The 21,225-nt window shown below is 42.1% G+C and carries 9 protein-coding genes; all 9 read right to left on the reverse strand.

Annotated elements, in window-relative coordinates:
• Positions 1-47: 47 nt before the first annotated feature.
• Positions 48-2,843 carry a DUF5695 domain-containing protein gene (locus M2137_RS02040; RefSeq protein ID WP_280764797.1) on the reverse strand — a complete coding sequence of 932 codons (2,796 nt, stop codon included), beginning with the start codon at positions 2,841-2,843 and terminating at the stop codon, positions 48-50.
• 1 nt (position 2,844) lies between these two features.
• Positions 2,845-5,622 carry a DUF5695 domain-containing protein gene (locus M2137_RS02045; RefSeq protein WP_280764798.1) on the reverse strand — a complete coding sequence of 926 codons (2,778 nt, stop codon included), beginning with the start codon at positions 5,620-5,622 and terminating at the stop codon, positions 2,845-2,847.
• Positions 5,623-5,645: 23 nt separating this feature from the next.
• The gene (locus M2137_RS02050; protein WP_280764799.1) at positions 5,646-7,214 is read right to left on the reverse strand and encodes an alpha-L-arabinofuranosidase C-terminal domain-containing protein; all 1,569 of its coding nucleotides are present in this window, start codon (positions 7,212-7,214) and stop codon (positions 5,646-5,648) included.
• Between the two features lie 305 nt (positions 7,215-7,519).
• Positions 7,520-8,134 (reverse strand): outer membrane beta-barrel protein, encoded by a 615-nt coding sequence (locus tag M2137_RS02055; RefSeq protein WP_280764800.1) that lies wholly within the window; start codon positions 8,132-8,134, stop codon positions 7,520-7,522.
• Positions 8,135-9,057: 923 nt separating this feature from the next.
• A complete protein-coding gene (locus tag M2137_RS02060; protein WP_280764801.1) occupies positions 9,058-12,438 on the reverse strand; it encodes a DUF5695 domain-containing protein in 3,381 nt (1,126 codons plus the stop codon).
• 25 nt (positions 12,439-12,463) lie between these two features.
• Positions 12,464-15,250 (reverse strand): DUF5695 domain-containing protein, encoded by a 2,787-nt coding sequence (locus tag M2137_RS02065; RefSeq protein WP_280764802.1) that lies wholly within the window; start codon positions 15,248-15,250, stop codon positions 12,464-12,466.
• Between the two features lie 58 nt (positions 15,251-15,308).
• A complete protein-coding gene (locus M2137_RS02070; protein WP_280764803.1) occupies positions 15,309-16,019 on the reverse strand; it encodes a hypothetical protein in 711 nt (236 codons plus the stop codon).
• Positions 16,020-16,215: 196 nt separating this feature from the next.
• Positions 16,216-17,958, reverse strand: a complete 1,743-nt coding sequence (locus M2137_RS02075; protein ID WP_280764804.1) for a RagB/SusD family nutrient uptake outer membrane protein — start codon at positions 17,956-17,958, stop codon at positions 16,216-16,218.
• 12 nt (positions 17,959-17,970) lie between these two features.
• A complete protein-coding gene (locus M2137_RS02080) occupies positions 17,971-21,174 on the reverse strand; it encodes a SusC/RagA family TonB-linked outer membrane protein (RefSeq protein ID WP_280764805.1) in 3,204 nt (1,067 codons plus the stop codon).
• Positions 21,175-21,225 lie beyond the last annotated feature (51 nt).

Here is a 21,225-nt window from a genome sequence, read left to right on the forward strand (position 1 = left end):
TTTGCTTACAAACCGTATTTTAACAAATGAAAGAGATGTTTAGGCATTTAATTCCATGATAATTTCAAATCAATTGATTCTCCTTCAACGGGAATATCAAAAAAATAGTTACCATAGCGGTCTTGCATAGATACAAGATTTTTGCCGTTGGCACTAAGTTTGGGCGAGCGAGCGCCCTTAGTCTCAACCGTCAAACGAGTTGTATGCTTATTGCCGGTACCGTTTTCAAGCTTTAGCTCCATACTTTTCATGTTTTTATTCACCATAATCGGACTTGTTGCCGACCAATTATCGCGATCTAACTCAAGACCTAAGCGTATTTTGTCATTGATTAAACGGAAACGAATACGTGCTCCATCATCGGGATAAACGGAAAAATGCTTTTTTTCTTCAGTCATATTTCCGCCAAATACTGTCCATCCGAAGATAGGGTCTTCCACCAGCATCGAAACAGCCGTACGCGTAATGGCACACATGCCCAGATCGCCTTCGCCGCAATATCGCCACGGACCTCGTGATTCTTCGGTACGTATCCAGGGACGGCCAAATTTGACCGACGTGAAGGCTTGTCCCATAGCTCCGTCTTTTTCCTTGCCGGGATACCAATAGCCATAATTAGATTCCGGCGTTCCGGTATTTACCACACAATAGGGTCCTAAATAACTTGCATAACCAAGACGCAGCCACTCATACGGGTCATTGGCAAAACGATAACCATAATCCAGGATACTGGAACCTCCCATTCGTGCCATGTAACAATGTACGCTGCCGTCGGACGACCGGTTGAAAGAACCGCCCAAGATGGAATATTGTTTTTCAAGATATCCGCGACATGATACTCCGGCAAAATGCTGACGCTCCATAAAATCGCGCGCCTTTTCTTTATTAACTACAGGGTGTGAATACCATTTATGCAAAAGACTGTCGTACCAAAGATTTTCGTCTGCTTTCATGTCATTCTGCATACCATATTTAGCCAGGAAATAGGAGGATTCGAAAGCTGTTCTGTCTAAAGCATATTCCGACCGAAAAGGGTATTTGTCATCATAAATAAAGTATTTTGCCTTTTTCTCCCATTCGAACCGCAAAATCGCAGCTTTTTCCCTTAATCCTTTGGCTTCTAACTCATCAATAAGGTCTACTATCACCAATTCGTTGTATGAGCTCCACTTAATAGCCTCATAATTAGTGCCTACCAATTTGTCGGAATAGGTGAAAAATGCGTTTGCCGTCTGATAAGCAATTTCTAAATACTGATCGGCAGTCATAAATTTACATTTTTCGGGGTACAGTTTGGCTATCTGATAGGTATGCCAGTAAAGCATAACCATGTGAGCATAGTCAAACGTACGCCATGCACGTATGACCTCTCCCGGATAAGGCGCTATGGTCTTGCGTAAGTCTTCATCCCTGTGGATAAACCAGTTCGGTACGCCATACACAGCATAAGGGTAGGGTGTTTCCTGATCTGTGCGTTGAAGACCTCCCCAAACGAAGTTCTGTATGTGGTACTCTAATGATGCAATTTCGTCATCGTCGGGAAATACCACATTTTTTGAAGCGATAAAAGGAGCTTTCCCCAGAATAGGATCATCACTTGCCAGATAATAAGGAATCACTTCGTCATAAATATCCGGATTATCAGGACCGCGCAACTCTCCGTTTTTCATGTCATAAACACCATACAGGCCGTTATACCATTTTGTTGAATCGCGGAATTGTTGGTGATTGACCAAAAAAGAGCTTCGTTTTTTTGTAATTGTTTCGGGCGATTCACAAGAGAAAAACTCAAGGTATGTTTTACGGCTATCGTCAAAATAAACAGTCAACATATTTTCTCCCAACTTGCTGAACATCACTTCGTAGATATGGGTATTCTCTCCTTTTTTGCCAATGTATTTAAGTGTTGTACTTGCAGGAAACTCGGCTACAACGGAATCTATCGTACAAAGGGTGTTTAATGCGAACATGGCTTTTTGCTTTACGGGAAGCGTCATGCCGGGTGTCACGTCAATATCAATAGAACGTTCGGATATTATTTGCCTTTTCATCTGCGGATAGGAACTTGCTATATGCATGGTAAATCCGAATGACATTTTATCTTGTGCCTCTCCTGCCGGTTGCAACCATGACCGTGTATGCTCCTGTCGCCATGTGCCACGTGTCTCGGCCGTTCCTGTTTTGCCGGAATAAATATAAGCACGATACTTACGGTCAGTTTGTGATACGTCAAAATATTCCAACTTGGTACCGGGGTCTACTGTCAATAAGAAATAGGGTGCTTCGCCATTATAACGGGTAAAATACAAAAAGGACGCATCGCCCGAAATAAATGCATGTTTGGTAAAAGATCTTTCGAATATGGGAATGGGGTCTTCACCAGACCCACTGCTCCAAGGGAACGCAATGGCCAGATCACCTATCTCAATCGGAAATTTAGAGTGGTTCACAACATCTATGTTCCAATGTAATAAGTCGCCATCAAGGCGGAATCGCTGTATCATTTCAATCGCATTCCCTGTGCCTTTGTCTTGATACGTAATGACTCCCGCCTCTTTGTCCGCTTGCATTTCTCTTCTGTTGGGATTGATTTTTAACCAAACACCATCTTTCACTTTATATGCCAGCAAGACATCTGCCAACTCTCCGTTCAGCAGATTGGCATGATAAACATCCGTTATGTCCTCAATAGTATTTACCCCGGTAGCAGTATAGCCTATTTTCCAATGAGCATTTTCCATCCAGTGTGTCTCAGCCGGAGGTTGGGCTTCACGTGGTCGTTGAGCTATAGCTTGCCAACAGAGGATGGTAATTGATATACTTATGATTAATAAGCGTTTCATATTACCTCCATGCCAATTTTAATGTGTTTACCTGTTGTTCTACCGGAAACTCAAAAATGTAATTGCCGTAGCGATCCTGCTTAGAGGTGATGTTTTTCCCATTCATCGTGAGTTTTGGCGAGCGAGCGCCTTTTGCTTCAACCGTCAAGCGGGTCGTATGTTTATTGCCGGTACCGTTTTCGAGCTTAAGCTCCATACTTTTCATGTCTTTATTCACCATAATCGGACTTGTTGCCGACCAATTATCACGATCTAACTCAAGGCCTAAGCGGATTTTGTCGTTTATCACACGAAAACGAATACGCGCACCATCGTCAGGATAGATGGCAAATTGTTTTTGTTCTTCAGACATATTTCCGCCAAACACCGTCCATCCGAAGATAGGATCGTTCACCAGCATACTAACTGCCGTGCGCGTAATGGCGCACATACCCAGATCGGCTTCGCCACATAAGCGTAGAGGTCCGCGTGGTTCATCTATGCCTACCCAACTACGTCCATATTTAGTGGATATGAAAGATTGTCCCATAGCACCGTCTTTTTCTTTGCCGGGATGCCAATACCCATAGTTTGATTCCGGCGTTCCGGTATTAACCATGGCAAAAGGCCCCAAATAGCCTGCATAGCCAAGGCGCAACCATTCATAAGGATTATCCGCAAAACGATAACCATAATCAAGAATAGGAGTGGATCCCATACGCGCCATATAGCTGAAGCTGAAATCGCCTCCCAATTTAAACCACTGCTTTTCAAGATATCCGCGACATGACAGAGCAGCGTATAACTGGCGATCCATAAAATCGCGTGCTTTTTCTTTTGTGACTACCGGGTGCGAATACCATTTTTTTGCATTGGGGTCGTACCAAAGATTCTCATCCGGTTTCATATCATTCTGTACACCGTATTTCGCCAGAAAATAGGTCGATTCAAAAGCCGTTCTGTCGGTGACATACTCCGAACTGTAAGGATACGGTTCGTCATAGATAAACCATTTCGCCTTTTTTTCCCACTCGGCACGTAAATCGGCTGCCTTTTCAGCAAACCCTTTTGCTTCTAATTCATCAATTATATTCACTTTTATTAATTCGTTATAACAGCCCCATTTATAGGGTTCATAATAACCTCCGTCTAATTCGGCAGGGTAGATATAGAATGCTTTAGCCGTTTGGTATGCTATTTCCAAATACTGCTCAGCACTCATATAATTACACTTTTCCGGATAAAGCGTGGCTATCTGATACATATGCCAGTACATCATAGCCATGTGCGCATAATCAAACGTACGCCACAAGCGTAGTTTATCTAAGCTATACGCGGTATAGTGTACACGTAGGTCATGGTCTCTGTTTATAAACCAGTTCGGTGTGCCGTAAATACCGTAAGGGTAGGGGGTCTCCTTATCGGTGCGTTGAAGGCCTCCCCATACAAAATGTTTAATATGGTATTCTAATGAAGCAATTTCAGCATCATCCGGAAACACTACATTTTTAGATGCAATGAATGGCGCTTTGCCTAAAGCCGGGTCGTCGCTTGCTAAAAAATAGGTTAATACATCATCAAATATATACGGATTATCGGGTCCGAGCAGGTCTCCCTTATTCATGTCATAGACACCGTATAAACCATTATACCATTTAGTAGGATCACGGAATTGCTGGCTGTTTACAATAAACGAACTTCTTTTCTTGGTGATCGTCTCCGGCGATTCGCAAGAGAAAAATTCAAGGTATGTTTTACGTCCGTTATCAAAATGAACAGTCAATAAGTTCTCTCCCAACTTACGGAATCCCACTTCATATATATGTGTATTTGCTCCCTTTTTACCAAGATACTTCAATTCGGTCATGGCAGGAAATTCGGCTGCAATAGAATCTATCGGACAGAGGGTGTTCAAAGAAAATTTTGCTTTTTGTGAAACAGGAAGCGTCATGCCGGGCACAACGTCAATATCTATAAGGCGTGAAGCGATTATTTTTTCTTTCAACTCGGGGTATGAGTCGGCATAATGTAAGGTGAAACCGAACGACATTTTATTTTGGTTTGTACCGGCAGGTTGCAGCCATGCACGTGTATGCTCCTGTCGCCAAGTGCCGCGTGTTTCGGCTGTTCCCGATTTGCCGGAATAAATATAAAAACGTGTATTATCGACATATTCCAGCTTTGTTCCAGGGTCGACAGTCATCAGATAATAGGGTGCTTTTCCATTTATACGCGTAAAATACATAAAGGAAGCATCACCCGATATAAAAGTATGCCGGTTATAGTTTTTTTCGAAGATAGCCATTCTGTCTGAGCCTCCTCTACCGCTACGCGCCGGAAAGGTAAATGCCAGATCACCGATTTCTATCGGGAATTTCGAGTTGTTTACAATCTCAATGTTCCAATGCAATAATTCGCCTTCGAGACGGAAGTTTTGGGTCATTTCAATAATATCACCCATACCGATATCGTGATATGAAATGGTTCCGGCTTGATTATCCGCCTTCATCTCCCTGACGGGTGTAAAACGATTATATGGGGTATTGATTCGCATCCAAACGCCGTCTTTTACTTTATATGCCAGATAAACATCTCCTAACTCTCCGTTAAGAAGGTTTGCCTGATACGAATCAGTTGTACTCTCGAGAGCACATACTCCATTCGTATTATATCCTACTTTCCAGTAAGCATTTCCCATCGTAAATGTTTCCAACGGCTGTTGAGCTTGTCGTTGTTGTTGAGCATCCGCATTCGAATAGGCTAAAATAGCCAATAAACCGAGTAATATATAGTGTTTCATATCAGTATAATTTGGAATTAATATCATCTAAGTTTTATTTCGATTTGAGTTATGGAATGTGCCGGGAATGAATAGGTTACGATCCCGTTTTTGATGTCGATCTGCTTCACTTTCGGTACATATGACTCTTCTTTTTCATGCGTAAAAGTTTCCGACAAATCGCCTTCGATCGAGCTTACTTGTGCTTTCCCTGCAAACGATGTAGCCACGTTAGATATATCGGCAGTGATGGCTTTGTCTGCATGACGGTTTACTACATTTACTAAAACCGACCCTCTCTCTTTATTATAAACCGATGTTACATCTAAGTAGGGAATTCCTTTATTGGTCTGTGTATCGAACGTTTCTCCCTGAACGTATGTGTCAATCGAAACGCCCAGGCAATTGGTCGAAAACAGTTTGAACATTTGAAACCAGGGCGATTTGTAGAAATTACCTAACCGATCGTTAGACAAGAGCGAAGTCATCATGGTAAGGTTAGCCATCTTAACTATGTCGGCATTGCGTATGAATGAATTGAGGCACATGGCATTGGCCATCAGTGCCCGCATATTCTGGCCGCGTGCTGCCCATTCATCAACAGAAATCATAAGCGGTGTTTTTCCGGGAAGATATGCCTTCATGGCTTCTATTTGCGCTCTCGGCACATTTATTTTCTCTTCGAAATCAATTTGCGCGTCGCCTACATATTCGTAATACTCCAGCGGAATATTTTCTCCCCAATAACGGTGAACAGAGAGGTAATCGGCAAATCCGGTAAAAGCTTTGATTATTTTATCATTCCATTCAATCCAATCTCGGTGACCGGCTACATCGTGTGTATAATCATACCAACTGTTGGTCTTCAGAAAACGGGAGTGGGGCGGTACATAGTAGAAAGAGGCTCCACAGACTACCGTTTTAATCGTATTGTCAACCTTCTTCATCGCTTTGAGTGCTTCCAACCCTATCTTGCAATAGTCTTCTGCGTTTTTATAACCATCTATCCAGTCATAACCGTCCAGCTCGTTGCCGATACACCAGTATTTCACATTGAAAGGTTCCCGGTTGCCATATTTTGCGCGCAGGTCGGAATAGTAGGTGCCCACAGGAAGATTACAGTATTCCACCCAGAAGCGGGCGCCGTTGATGTCTCCCAGGCCAAGATTTACGGCAATAACGTTTTCTATGCCTATGGCACGGTTGAGGGCGATCCACTCGTCGGTGCCTACCACATTGGTGTCAAAGCCTCCCCAGGCAAGATCTTTCCGAACCGGGCGCTGTTCTTGGGGACCGATACCATCCCGCCAATCATAACTCGACATATAGTTTCCGCCCGGCCAACGCATATTTGTGATTTTAAGTTCTTTCATCGCGTCAATAACGTATGTGTTCCATCCGTCTTTGTTTGCCAACGGAGATGCATGGTTGTAGAGTGGACCAACAACAATGTTTGATGTACTGTGGTTGCGTCCGATCGGTTCCATAAAAACACCATAGATATTCGGATCTATTTCACCAATTACTCGTTCAGTGTCTACACGAATAACTGCCTTTTGCGCCATAACAACGAATGGTAACAACAGGACGATTGTAAAAAGCATTTTTTTCATGATAATATATATATTTAAGTGTTAAATGAAATTTCGAAGTATAAGGTTAATCCGAATGGGCATATGTGGTTCATTAGCCATACCTTTGGAGTTTAGAGTTACTTTCTTAAAACTGCACTAAACTACCATAAATTCAGTGCATTAAATAAAAGAAAAATGCATTTTTATGGTAGAATAATCTATTTTTCGGTTATTTTGTATGGGGCATCTTTTTATGCGTGCCGCAGGTACGCAATCGATGCATACCTGCGGCACGTCCGGGGTGGTTTTGGGTCATATATTATAATGATATGGTTCCTTTTCTACTAATCCAACGTCCTCTTTTTCCATTTCCCTCCTCCTAAGAAAAAGCCAACGGTGATCGCAATAGAACTGTTTCTCATTTTTCCGGAGATTATTGTTTCAGGTTGATCGGGGTTTTGAGGAAATACAACTTCTGTATAATCTGATCGGGGAATCATATTATATTCTACTGCTAACCTGAATTTTCTGTATTCTAATCCTGCGGTCAGCAGGCCACAAAAGGAACTTCCCTCATCTATAGAAATGTGAACATCATCATGATGCTTTTTTAAGCGGCTAACTCCAAGCCCCCCTCCGACAAAAAGAGGAATTTTTGAATTGAGAAAATAATAATTAAATGTCCCTAAATATTTTTGTTCATACACATCAATCACATCGAAAAAGTCTTCTTCTTTAGCAAGCATGGCATATCCCCATTTGATGCCGACATTCATATTGTCCTGTATATTATATCCGAGGTTAATGATGTTCATACCCAATGAGGGACCACCGGTAGCCATATTTAAACCAAGATCAAGTCCGACACGAAACTTGCCTTTTTCCTGTGCAGAAGTTTCTACGCACATTATCGATATGGCAAATACAATAATCGCAACTTTTGTAAAAATTGATTTCATATTGGTTGGTCTATTTAGATCACTACTTGCACCGTTGCAAGTCGGATATTGGTGTATAAATATAGTACATTATTTTTAATCTTCCAAGCTTTTTCTCCTGAAAATCAGTGGGTAGCATAATAAATACTTGTCAAAGTTCCATATTTAACATTTCTCTGAGCCATTGATCCGACCATCCTCATCTTTCTTTTAGTTTTGGTAGAGGGTTGTTTCTTTTTGTCAGGCCTGGGTGTATATTATTTAGTATTGTCAATGCTGTTTAAATAGCACTTGCAAATTGGAGAGGATTTGATGTTTCAGGAAAATCCCGAAAGGGATTTAATTCCTAATAACCCCCAGTGAAGAGAGCGAAGCGAACGACTGGGGGGTGATAGCGAATGTAGAAACAAACCAACGCCGAAAGGTGTTGAATTAAACAATTGAACCCTTTTCGGGTTCATGAGATGTTAGATCCTTTTATGCCTACCCCCAGTCGTTCGCTTCGCTCTCTTCACTGGGGGTTATTAGGAGTTCAACGCCTGTGGGCGTACCCTTCCTATCTTCAAACTTTCCCATATTGATCTTAAGCCTCCCCTTGGGGGAGGTTTGGAGGGGCTGCATCTTCACATATTACCCTATCTGATATTTTTTCAAATGTAACAAAATGTAACTTACTCCCCTTTTTCTCCTCACCCCCAACTTACGATTTGTAATTTTCGCAGGAGTTTGCGCGCAAAAAGGCGGGACTTCGGAGACAAACTCCCGGGAGAAACATTTTTTAACGTATGGAGTTGTAAGCAAAAGGGGCTTTTTGCTTAAAGTTTGTATTTTAAGATTTGCTACCCAATAGAGGTGAGATAATAGGCTTTTTTTTAAAAAAAAGTGAAGGCGTATAGCTTTTGATACACCTTCACTTTCCTAAAACAGGGAATTAGATTAATGCATTATCTCCAGGTTACTTTCAACGTACAACCTTCTCCTTCTACCGGTATTTCGAAAACATAATTTCCGTAACGGTCTTGTTTGGAGTGAATGGTTTTATTATCTGCAGTTAGTCTGGGTGAACCTGTTCCTTTCGCTTCAACCGTCAAACGAGTGGTATGCTTATTGCCGGTGCCGTTTTCGAGCTTTAGCTCCACACTTTTCATGTTTTTGTTGACGACGATAGGTTGTGTTGCCGACCAGTTATCTCTGTTTAGTTCCAGGCCGATACGTATTTTGTCGTTCACAATGCGAAAACGAATACGCGCTCCATCATCGGGATAGACGGCAAATTGTTTTTGTTCTTCAGTCATATTCCCGCCAAACACCGACCAACCGAAAATAGGATCATCGACTAACATCGTAGCCGCTGTGCGCGTAATAGCGCACATGCCCAAATCAGCTTCGCCACAATAGCGCCACGGACCACGCGACTCTTCGGTCAGTATCCAGTTGCTGCCAAACTTAACAGAGGTAAAGGCTTGTCCTATGGCGCCGTCTTTTTCCTTGCCGGGGTACCAGTAGCCCCAATTCGATTCCGCCGTTCCTGTGTTCACCATGCCATAAGGGCCTAAATATCCGGCATAACCCAGACGTATCCACTCATAAGGATTATCGGAAAAACGATACCCGTAATCCAAAATAGCCGATGCTCCCATGCGTGCCATATAGCTGAAGCTGGCATCGCCTCCTAATCGGTACCATTGTTTGGCCAGATAACCGCGGTATGAAAGTCCGGCAATATGCTGACGTTCCATAAAATCACGCGCTTTATCTTTCGTCACTGTCGGATGTGAATACCATTTTGCTTTGTTCTGGTCATACCAAAGGTTTTCATCCGGTTTCATAGGATGCATGACTCCATATTTTGCCAGAAAATAGGTGGATTCAAAGGCTGTTCTGTCTGTGATATATTCCGAGCTATAGGGGAATGGGTCGTCGTAGATAAAGTATTTTGATTTTTTCTCCCAGTCGAAACGCAATTCAGCCGCTTTGTCGGAGAATCCTCTTATTTCGAGTTCATTTATTATATCTACCATAACCAACTCGTTGTAGCAACCCCACTTATAGGGTTCGTAGTATTCACCCAGAAATTCAACCGGATAAACAAAGAAGGCAACGGCTGTCCTATAAGCCATTTCCAGGTACTGATCGGCAGTCATAAATTTACTCTTCTCGGGATACAGGGTGGCAATCTGATACATGTGCCAGTAAAGCATAGCCAGATGAGCGTAGTCGAACGAGCGCCACATACGCGGATTCACTAACTTCTGTTCCGTATAAGTGATTCGTAAATCATGATCCCTGTTGATAAACCAGTTGGGGGTTCCGTATATACCGTACGGATAAGGCGTTTCCTTATCGGTACGTTGGAGTCCTCCCCATATAAAGTTTTTAATATGATATTCAATGGAAGCGATTTCTTCATCATTAGGGAATACCACATTTTTTGAAGCTAAAAATGGTGCTTTCCCCAAAGCCGGATCGTCGCTGGCCAGAAAATAGGTGAGCGATTCATCATATATATCCGGATTATCGGGACCGCGCAATTGTCCGTTTTTCATGTCGTAAACACCATACAAGCCATCGTACCATTTGGTCGGGTCGCGAAACTGCTGGCTATTAACCAAAAACGAACTTCTTTTCTTAGTGATTGTTTCAGGCGATTCGCACGAGAAAAACTCAAGGTAGGTTTTACGCCCGCCGTCAAAGTGAACTGTCAGCAGATTTTCTCCGAGTTTATTGAAGGCTACTTCATAAATATGGGTGTCAGTTCCTTTTTTGCCGAGATACTTTATGACTGTCTTTTCAGGAAACTCCGCCCTGATTGAATCGATGTTGCATACCGTTTTCAACGAGAATTTAGCTTTTTGCATGATAGGAAGCGTCATGCCGGGCAATACATCAATATCTATCGAACGATTGGCAACTATTTTTTCTTTCATCTCCGGATAGGAGTCGGCGATATGAAGCGTAAAGCCGAACGACATCTTATCGCCGTTTGCCCCTTTCGGTTGCAACCATCCGCGTGTATGTTCCTGTCGCCATGTTCCGCGTGTCTCAGCAGTTCCCGTTTTGCCGGAATAGATATACATCAACGAATTGTCGGTATATTCCAACTTAGTACCGGGTTCGACCGTCATTAAATAGAAAGGCGCTTCTCCGTTTATTCGTGTGAAATAAAGGAAAGAAGCATCACCGGAAACAAAGGCGTGTCTGGAAAAAGATTGCTGAAATATAGGTGTAGGATCAAGCCCTCCAATCCGGCTGCGTACGGGGAAGGGAATAGCCAGATCGCCTATTTCAATCGGAAATTTAGAGTTGTTTACAATATCAATATTCCAACGCAACATCTCTCCTTCAAATTTGAAAGTCTGGGTCATCTCAATGGTATTTCCAATGCCAACGTCGCGGAAAGAAATAGTACCGGCATTTTCGTCTGCCTTCATTTCTCGCTTGTTCGGATTGAGTTTGAGCCAAACACCATCTTTTACCTTATAAGCCAATAAGGTACCAGCCAAATTCCCGTTTAGTAAATTAGCATGATAGTTGTCTTTTACGCCCTCAAGAGCATGGATGCCATGGGTTGTATAACCCACTTTCCAATAGCTATTTTCCATTACCTGTGCCTCCTGGGGTTGTGCCTGCGCCTGCGCTTGTTGAGTGATAGTCCACCCTCTTTCTCTTGCAATACCTGTATTTGCATTCGATCCGGGGTTGTTGGCTATCCATATTGCTTTTCCTCCATTAATAACATTCGTATGCAATGACCTGAAGAAGTTCTCCATGCCGGTTGTATTTAGTTTGTTATTATCGCAATAGATATATTTTAATCCTATATTTTTACTCAAATCCAAGCTTGTCAATTGGTTGTTACTGCATCGGATAAGTGCTAACCAGGTGATCTTACTAACATCTAAGTTTGTTAGTTGATTATCGGTACACGTCAAATGTCGTAACGCCAAATTGTTGTTTACGTCAATCGTTGTCAATTTGTTTCTGCTGCAGTCCAGAATGCTCAATCCGGTGCTTTTACTTACATCCAGACCTGTTAATTGCATATCCGTACAAACTAATCCGCGTATGTTGCCGTTTATAGTTATAGTACGCTGAGCTGCATTTGAATAGGTATGTTTGAATGCTGTTATACTAAACTTTAGGGGAAGAGTTTCGACGGGCGATCCGTCTCCCCAGTCAATCGTTGCTTTATCGCTACCGGATAGTCCGATCATGACATGATCAGCAGCCTGCGAGTGTAAGGTTATTTGCCCTGTTGCAATAACGGGTACACTCGCAGAAATAACTATCGTGAGAATGAATAATAAAAAAAATAATCGTTTCATGTGATCTATTTTATTTTTTTGAAAATCATCTCCAGGTAAGTTTCAAGCTGCTTTCCTTTTGTTCCATTGCAAATTCAAAAACATAATTTCCATAACGGTCGCGCTTGGCAGAAATATTTTTCCCATCCACACTCAGACGCGGGTTGCTTGCCCCTTTTGTTTCAACTAACAGGGTGGTTGTATGTTTATTTCCGGTACCATTTTCAAGTGTCAGTTCCATATTTCGCAGATTCTTATTGACAATTATTGGTTTGGTAGCCGACCAGTTGTCTCTGTTTAATTCCAGTCCCAGGCGGATTTTGTCATTAATAATCCGAAAACGGGTACGGGTACCGTCATCGGGATAAACGCTAAACTGTTTTGAATCTTCAGTCAGGTTTCCGCCCATAATAGACCATCCGAAAATAGGATCGTCCACCAACATGGCAACTGCCGTACGTGTGATGGCGCACATACCTAAGTCACCTTCACCACAATAACGCCACGGGCCGCGTGACTCTTCGGTGCCTATCCAGGGGCGTCCGAATTTTACAGAAGTGAATGCTTGCCCCATAGCACCGTCTTTTTCTTTTCCGGGATACCAATAACCGTAGTTCGATTCCGGTGTTCCTGTATTTACCACACAATAGGGACCTAAATAACTGGCATAACCAAGACGTAGCCATTCGTATGGATCATCAGCGAACCGGTAGCCATAATCCAAAATACTGGTACCGCCCATGCGTGCCATATAGCAATGAATACTTCCGTCGGAAGAGCGGTTGAAAGAACCTCCATAGATCGAATATTGTTTTTCGAGGTATCCGCGACAAGCTACTCCGGCATAATGCTGGCGTTCCATGAAGTCAAGTGCAGCAGCTTTCGTTACGACCGGGTGTGAATACCATTTTTCTGTATTGTGGTCAAACCAAAGGTTTTCATCCGGCTTCATGTTGTTTAAAGCGCCATATTTCGCTAAGAAATAGGTGGATTCAAAGGCTGTTCTGTCTAAAGCATATTCCGAACGATAGGGATAGCGGTCGTCGTAAATAAAATATTTTGCCTTTTTCTCCCATTGTAAACGTAACTCGGCAGCCTTTTCCGGGAAACCTTTAGCTTCTAATTCATCGATCAGGTCTACGATAACCAATTCGTTGTAGCAACCCCATTTGAAAGGTTCATAGTATTCCCCGAGTAATTCAACAGGGTATTCATAGTATGCTTTTGCCGTTCCGTATGCAATCTCCAAATATTGGTCGGCTGTCATAAACTTACTCTTTTCGGGATACAATTTGGCAATCTGATACATATGCCACCATAACATAACCATATGCGCATAATCGTAGGTACGCCATACACGCACCGGGGTGGATGTTTGAGTTACCCGTAGATCTTCATTCCGGTGGATATACCAGTGTGGAATACCATATACGCCATAAGGGAAAGGTGTTTCCTGATCTGTGCGTTGGAATTTTCCCCAAACAAAGTGTTCCAAATGGTATTCCAAGGAGGCTATTTCTTCATCGTTTGGGAAAACAACATTGACGGAAGCAATATAAGGTGCTTTTCCTAACATGGGGTCATCGCTGGCTATAAAGTAGGTACGCTCTTCTGCAAAAACATCCGGATCTTCCGGACTGCGTAATATTCCGTTTTTCATGTCGTACGGACCATATAAACCATCGTACCATTTGGACGGATCGCGAAACTGCTGGCTATTGACCAGAAATGAACTTCTTTTCTTTGTAATCGTTTCAGGTGATTCGCACGAGAAAAACTCAAGATAGGTTTTACGCCCGCCATCAAAGTAAACGGTCAGTTTGTTTTCTCCCAACTTGCTGAATGCTACTTCGTAAATGTGCGTGTTTGCCCCTTTTGTGCCGATATATTTCAGAGCAGTCTTTGTCGGAAACTCAGCTGCAATTGAATCAATGGAGCAAAGTGTGCGTAAAGCGAATTTTGCTTTTTGGGAAACCGGAAGCGTCATGCCGGGCGTTACCTCCACATCAATTGAACGGTCAGCGACTATTAATTCTTTCATCTTAGGATAGGAATCGGCAGCATGAATTGTGAAGCCAAATGACATTTTGTTTTGACCCGTTCCGGCAGGTTGCAATAAGCCACGGGTATGTTCCTGACGCCATGTTCCGCGGGTTTCGGCTGTTCCGGTTTTTCCGGAATAAATATATGTGCGATACTTCCGGTCTGTTGCTGAAATATCGAAATATTCTAACTTGGTGCCGGGATTAACTGTCACTAAATAATAGGGAGCTTCTCCATTATTACGTGTGAAATAGAGAAATGAAGCATCTCCGGATATGTGGGCATGTTTAGCAAAAGCTTGTTCATAGATTGGTATCGGATTACCGCCTGATGGTCCGCGCCATGGGAATGCAATAGCCAGATCACCTATTTCTATTGGTAATTTACTGTTGTTTACAATATCAATGCTCCAATGTATGACCTCTCCTTCTAACCGGAATACCTGTGTCATTTCAATCGCATTGCCGAAACCGGCATCATGGTATGTAATTATTCCATTTGCAGCATCCGCTTCCATGGTTCTGTTTCGGGGATTAGCTTTTTGCCAAAATGCATCCTTTACTTTATACGAAAGAAGCACATCGCCTATCTCGCCATTCAATAGGTTTGCATGATAAGTGTCCGATACATTCTCCATGACATTAATGCCCCGGATGTTGTAGCCGATTTTCCAATAAGCATTTTCCATTCGCAACGTATCTAATGGCTCAGGTTGTTGCGATCGCTGTTGTTGAGCAGAAGCTGCTAAAACTGAAATGATGAATAATAAACTGATAAAATAACGTTTCATGGCATAATTGTTTTTTAGTCAATAATAAAAAATGGGAATGGTTATTCTGCTTTTTCGCCTAAAGCGAAAAAGCATATTCTACGATCGCTCTTACATCTTCTAATTTAGAAAAGTCTGTTTTAGCGTTTTCTGCAAAAGATGTAATAGCTGATTGATGTGATTTGAATACTTTTCTTAATCTTTTCAAGGAGGTTATAGGTATATATTTTTTCCCGGATGTGACATATAATACGGTTTCGTCTTTGCGGTAAACATGATCACTCGTATTAAACGTATAATCCTGACCTGCAAAACTGTTTTGCTCGGAAGAAGCTGAATTTCCTACAAAACCATCTAAAGCACTGAGCGATGATGCTGAGACAATAGCCGATGATTCGGAATAAGTTCCATATCCGGCATTTTTCCCTTTTGAGATAATCTTTGATTTATGTCTGATGAAATACTCATTATTTCCTACGGTGACTCTTTCGTAATAAAAACTGTTTCCTACAGGGATGAACATTCGATTGTTAATAAATGCAGCGATGACCGTTTGTGGATCCAATTCATACGCTATGCTGTCTTCTATAAATATTACTTTCTCGGTAAATACATTGTAATTAAGTTTTGCCTGTACCTTAGCGGCAGAGTTAGAGGATTTCGTGATCACGTATCCGTCTTCAAATTGCTCGAAAAGCATAGCGCTTTTTGAGTTGTCATCAGCTTTAGCTATCATGGATAATATCCATAGTAAAGATATTGTTGAAATGTATTTAATATTTAATTTCATATTATTATGAATGATATAAAATTAATAACTTGTACAATTAACTTAAAGGTTACGGAATGCGTTTTTGTATGGTGTGATTATATATACAGGCGGTTAAAAAAATCCTAATAATCTAACAGAAAAGCCGGTTTTCCCGGCTTTTCTGTTAGACAACAACCATAAAAAATGTTTTTATGGTTGTTGTTTTATTGTGTGATTACCAGCTGCTTGCGATGTTTCCATCTTGATCAGGGTATCCCTTAGTTTGTTTTAAGTTCAAGTTGTTTCGTAAAATGGATGCACTAAACCCATAGTATTCACGTCTTTGTTCATTATGCGCCCGCATACTGAACCTTGATTTTCCAATCCAGACACTTCTGCCATCGGTCAGTTCGAAACGAATCAAGTCTTGACGGCGATGATGTTCGCCAACAAACTCCCAAGCCAAATCGTCTAACAGTCCGCCCAAAATGATATCGTCTCCTCCTTCGGGAATATCAATCCAAGTTTCCCAGTTGTTAAATCCAACACTCGTACATTCACGAACTCCATACGGATAAACGCTTGGACCTTCCAAATCAGCGACAGTACGTTTGGCTTTTTCCGGATCATCGAACGAACGCATACGAACCGCTGTTATCAAATCGGCTGCGGTCTGTTTGTCGCGACCTAAACGAAGCAAACATTCCGCTTTGATAAACATGGCATCGCCAAGACGGAAAAAGTTTATATCATTACTTGCTGTTCCTCTTGATCCGGGAACAATATAATCTTTTTGATAACGGTATCCTTCCATCTGGTAACTACCCGGATTATCAATTGAATGCATCTCTATATTGTAATTCAAAACGTTTTCGCCTGTCCAATCGTCCGCAAATGTTCCCGACGCCGGTTTGATAGGAGCTCCGGAATTTGGAACGGTTTCTCCATTCACTACGGTAGCTTCATGCTGAACACCGCCGGCCCAAGTCCATCCTAATCGTTTATCATCGGGTGAATAGCTCATGATAAATTGAGGAAGGGCTCCGCTTCCGTTATAAGGCGCAGCACCGGTAAAGCCGTAAACTGCCTTTGCCGCTGAATGGTGGGCTTTCCTATCGTTATAATTGCCATAGATCCTGGCAAGAGGGTTGACGGGAATTCCCATGATACATTCGGGGTTTGAACTGTGGTCATCTTTGTTATTATCCAAATAATGAGTAGCCAATGTGTAACCTCCATTATCAATCACGTCATTCACCTCAGCCAGTGCCTTTTCATACCAACTGTTGTCAGCAGGCGCTATGCCTCGAAAGTATGCATTACGATTCAGATACAGTTTTGCCAATACCATGTCAGCAACGTAACGGTTTGGATAACCATATCTCTTTTCAGTACCTAATGCATCTTTTATTTCAACGAGTTCCTTAACGATCCAGTTAAACATCTCTTCCGGCCCTAATTGGCTGGGTAACCACTGGTCTTCAAATTCCATCGTATCAATAAACGGCGGATTACGGAAAAAATCAAAAGCGATATAATAGAAAAACGCACGCAAGAAGCGCATTTCAGCCCGTTTCCCCGTTTCGCTTTCAGGCAAGATGTCCAAACATTTATTGGCATACAGAATCCCTGTGATACATCTGCTATAGGCATTGTTGACTCCGGGTGCCATTGTCTCCCAAGTATGTTTGTGATGTAATACGTATCCGCCTCCCCATCCAACACCGAGACGAACAGGCGTACATAGTAAATCACCTCCTTCTTCACTGGCATCCCAATAGCTGTCCCATGGCCAGTAAAAATCCTGCAATTGAATATAGGCTTTTCCCATAAAGTCTGCGAGAATAGACGGATCATTTACATCAATGTTACCATCAACAATCGTAGTGTAAGGATTTTCATCCAGATTGGTGCATGAACCGAACATTATCAAAGTGCCGATCACCAATCCGCTAATTATATTTTTAAATATATTCATGACTTCTTGTTTTTAAAAATTAACATTTAATCCAACTGTAAATGTCCGAACTGTCGGATATTTGTCTCGGTTATCAGCACCCGGTCTTGTGCCGGGAGAACCTCCGCCACCACGGCTATCCTCTGCACCATCTCCTATATTAACTTCCGGGTCGATACCTGAATAGCTGGTAAGGGTAAATACATTTTGCCCGGAGAAATAGACGCGAGCAGCCTTTACATATTTATTAGTCTTAATGGGTAAGGTGTATCCTACTGTGAAATTAGATAGTTTGAAAAAATTACCATTTTCTAAATACATACTTGATACATGTTGAGTTACGGAAGGGTGCATTCGTACCATCTTCTGTTGGCCGGTTGCCGGATCAATAACCGGAACCAGATTCTGATTCTCATCTAATTCTACAACAGGATGCAGATCCTGTGATGATCTCAAACGATTGTAAGCAATCGAATTGTTTTCATAAAATACCCGTTGCGTATTCAGAATTTTATAGAAGAACTGCCCTGTAAATTGCATGTTCAAATCAAATCCTTTGTAATTTAACGTATTGTTCCATCCCATAATCAACTTGGGAGAGCCTAAGCCGAAAGTCTGTTGACGACTGGCCGCTGGCATATTTCTTTGCCAAGGAGCTACATACCACTCGCCGGTTTCAGCATTCTTTAATTCATACAAGGGGAATCCTTCTTCGTTCCAGCCAACTTGTTTATGCATGGAGTAACCGCCAAGGCTGTGGCCTACATCCCAATAGTGGGTAACCGCCCCGCTAAGCGGGTCGCCTATTCCGGCACTAAATTCAGAGAATGTGGACGATAATGTATACACATCATTTGTCAGGCTTACCAATTTGTTTTTGTTATGGGATGCGACAAGTGTCGTTTTCCATTCAAAATCTTTCGTTGTTACCGGAGTTGCAGTGATTGTCACTTCGACACCTCGATTCTGCATTTTTCCTACATTTGCCAACATACTGGAGTTGATGTTTGGTGGCACAGGTACGCTATAATTGTATAATAAATCTTCTGTATTTTTATTGTACAAGTCAATGTTGAGGCCTAAACGGTCATTGAAACCGCGCCAGTCTATACCAATATTCAATTCTTTCGTTTTTTCCCATCTCAGGTTGGGATTCGGATTGTTAGAGGCTTGCAGGGGGTTCGACCAAGTTCCATCTTTTGACAGGTAGGTTGCACTTTGGTATGAATATCGCGTAAGTGTTGCATAGTTAGCTCCGGCATTATTCCCCGAAACACCATATCCGACACGTAATTTCAATTCGTCCAACCAACTGATGCCTCTCATGAATTCTTCATTCTGTATATTCCACGCACCGGAAATCGCCGGGAAATTACCCCATTTATGATTATCCCCGAAACGGGATGAACCTTCGCGACGAATGGATGCAATTGCCGAGAAGCGATTATCATAGTTATACTGGAGACGTCCGAAAAACGCGATCAATTTATTGTCGCTTTTATCGGAACTTACAGATATTGTTTTGGTAGGATCCGTTCTGAAAGAACCGATACTCATGTTGTTGTATGAGAAAAAGTCTGTAGGGAAATTGGAGTTATTGGCGCTAAAACCATCACTCATATTATAGATATAACTATAACCTACTAACCCTTCCGCACGGTGTTTGCCTATGTTTAGACTGTATCTTGAAGTCAATTCCAACTGATCCTGAATCGAATTGCTGTTGGATTTTGATGCCCGTCCATTGGTGCCCGACGTATGCATACTAAAGTGTTGACTCTTCAAATATAACTGATTGACTTGCATCGTTTGACGCCGGGTCAACTGCAACATGGTTTGCCAATTCTTAATCGGTTCAATTGTAACATCCCCTGTAACACGGAGTTGATTGTTGCGTATATTTCCATCCCATTCCCTGTTGATAGCTACAGGATTGTAATATTGGAAACGGGTCAATTCTTCGTTATAACTTCCATCGTCATTATAAATAGGTTGAGTCGGATTTCGAATCACAGCCTGTCGATAGGCTTGTTGAGAGTTTTGATAGCCATCTCCGTCTCTGTTTCCTGAACCATCGTTTGAACGATCATAGCTGAGAACCAATAAATTAATATGAAATTTCAACATATCGTTCATGGCAAACTGGGAGAAGTCCAATTGAGTAGTCATCGTTTTCCGGTAAGTCCGGTTTAACATACCCTTATCATCCTTGTAGGTGAACGTACCCGAATAAGCAGACTTTTCGGCACCGCCTCTTATATTAACCGAGTAATTCTGGGTTGAACTGTGATCCCGGCTTATTTCCTCTAACCAATCCGTATCGGCTCCCATATCCGAAAATGTGGTTTTTGTATAATCACCTGCTGCATCCCGAACATCTTGTGCGGTCATGAAGTCCATTTTCTTAGTCCAGTTTCCGGTAGAAAAATAGGTCGTAAGAGTCACTTCCGCGCGACTTGCACGACGCCCTGATCGGGTGGTAATCAATATAACACCGTTAGCACCACGTGTACCATAGATGGAAGCTGCAGAAGCATCTTTTAGTACGTCTATCGATTCGATATTCTCCGGGGCGACATGATTCAATTCGCCTTCGACGCCATCAATCAAAACTAAAGGATCTGAGTTTCCACGCAGGGATGAAATACCGCGAAGCCTGATGTTCGATACGGCATTCGGGTCACCGGTTATGTTCACAATGGTCATACCGGCAATTTTCCCTTTCACTAATTCAGCCGCATCGCCAATCCTTCCGACTGCGAAATCATCAGCTTTGACACTGACAATAGCACTTGATACATCTCCTTTGCGCTGTGTTCCGTAGCCTATTACAACTACTTCATCCATCACCATTGAGTTCTCTGCCAGTACAATATCAATGTTTGTTCTGTTTCCAACGATTGCTTCCTGACTGTTGTAGCCAATATAAGAAACCACTATAACAGACTGTGCATTTCGTACTGACAGGGTAAATTTACCATCTATGTCTGTCGATGTCCCATTGGTAGTTCCTTTTTCTACAATGTTAGCTCCAATAACAGGCTCGCCTGTATTATCCTTAACAGTACCGGAAATTCTGATAGATTGTTGCGTAATAGCAGACTTGTCGATAATTCCGTCAGGTACGGCATGTGCGGTAGTAATACCAATACCTGAACACAGACATGCCATTAGAGCAATTTTAAGCGTTTTCTTTTTCATTAACGCTTTTGCATGCAATAGGTTCATTTTTCTCATGTCACAATAGTTTTTAGAATTAAACATTATTTATACAAAATCATAATAGTG

The sequence above is a fragment of the Parabacteroides sp. PFB2-10 genome (assembly GCF_029893085.1).
GTDB lineage: Bacteria > Bacteroidota > Bacteroidia > Bacteroidales > Tannerellaceae > QVMG01.

Coding starts and splice junctions, on each gene's coding strand:
- M2137_RS02055 (WP_280764800.1), bottom strand. CDS start 8,134: ATGAAATCAATTTTTACAAAAGTTGCGATTATTGTATTTGCCATATCG.
- M2137_RS02070 (WP_280764803.1), bottom strand. CDS start 16,019: ATGAAATTAAATATTAAATACATTTCAACAATATCTTTACTATGGATA.
- M2137_RS02040 (WP_280764797.1), bottom strand. CDS start 2,843: ATGAAACGCTTATTAATCATAAGTATATCAATTACCATCCTCTGTTGG.
- M2137_RS02075 (WP_280764804.1), bottom strand. CDS start 17,958: ATGAATATATTTAAAAATATAATTAGCGGATTGGTGATCGGCACTTTG.
- M2137_RS02060 (WP_280764801.1), bottom strand. CDS start 12,438: ATGAAACGATTATTTTTTTTATTATTCATTCTCACGATAGTTATTTCT.
- M2137_RS02065 (WP_280764802.1), bottom strand. CDS start 15,250: ATGAAACGTTATTTTATCAGTTTATTATTCATCATTTCAGTTTTAGCA.
- M2137_RS02080 (WP_280764805.1), bottom strand. CDS start 21,174: ATGAGAAAAATGAACCTATTGCATGCAAAAGCGTTAATGAAAAAGAAA.
- M2137_RS02050 (WP_280764799.1), bottom strand. CDS start 7,214: ATGAAAAAAATGCTTTTTACAATCGTCCTGTTGTTACCATTCGTTGTT.
- M2137_RS02045 (WP_280764798.1), bottom strand. CDS start 5,622: ATGAAACACTATATATTACTCGGTTTATTGGCTATTTTAGCCTATTCG.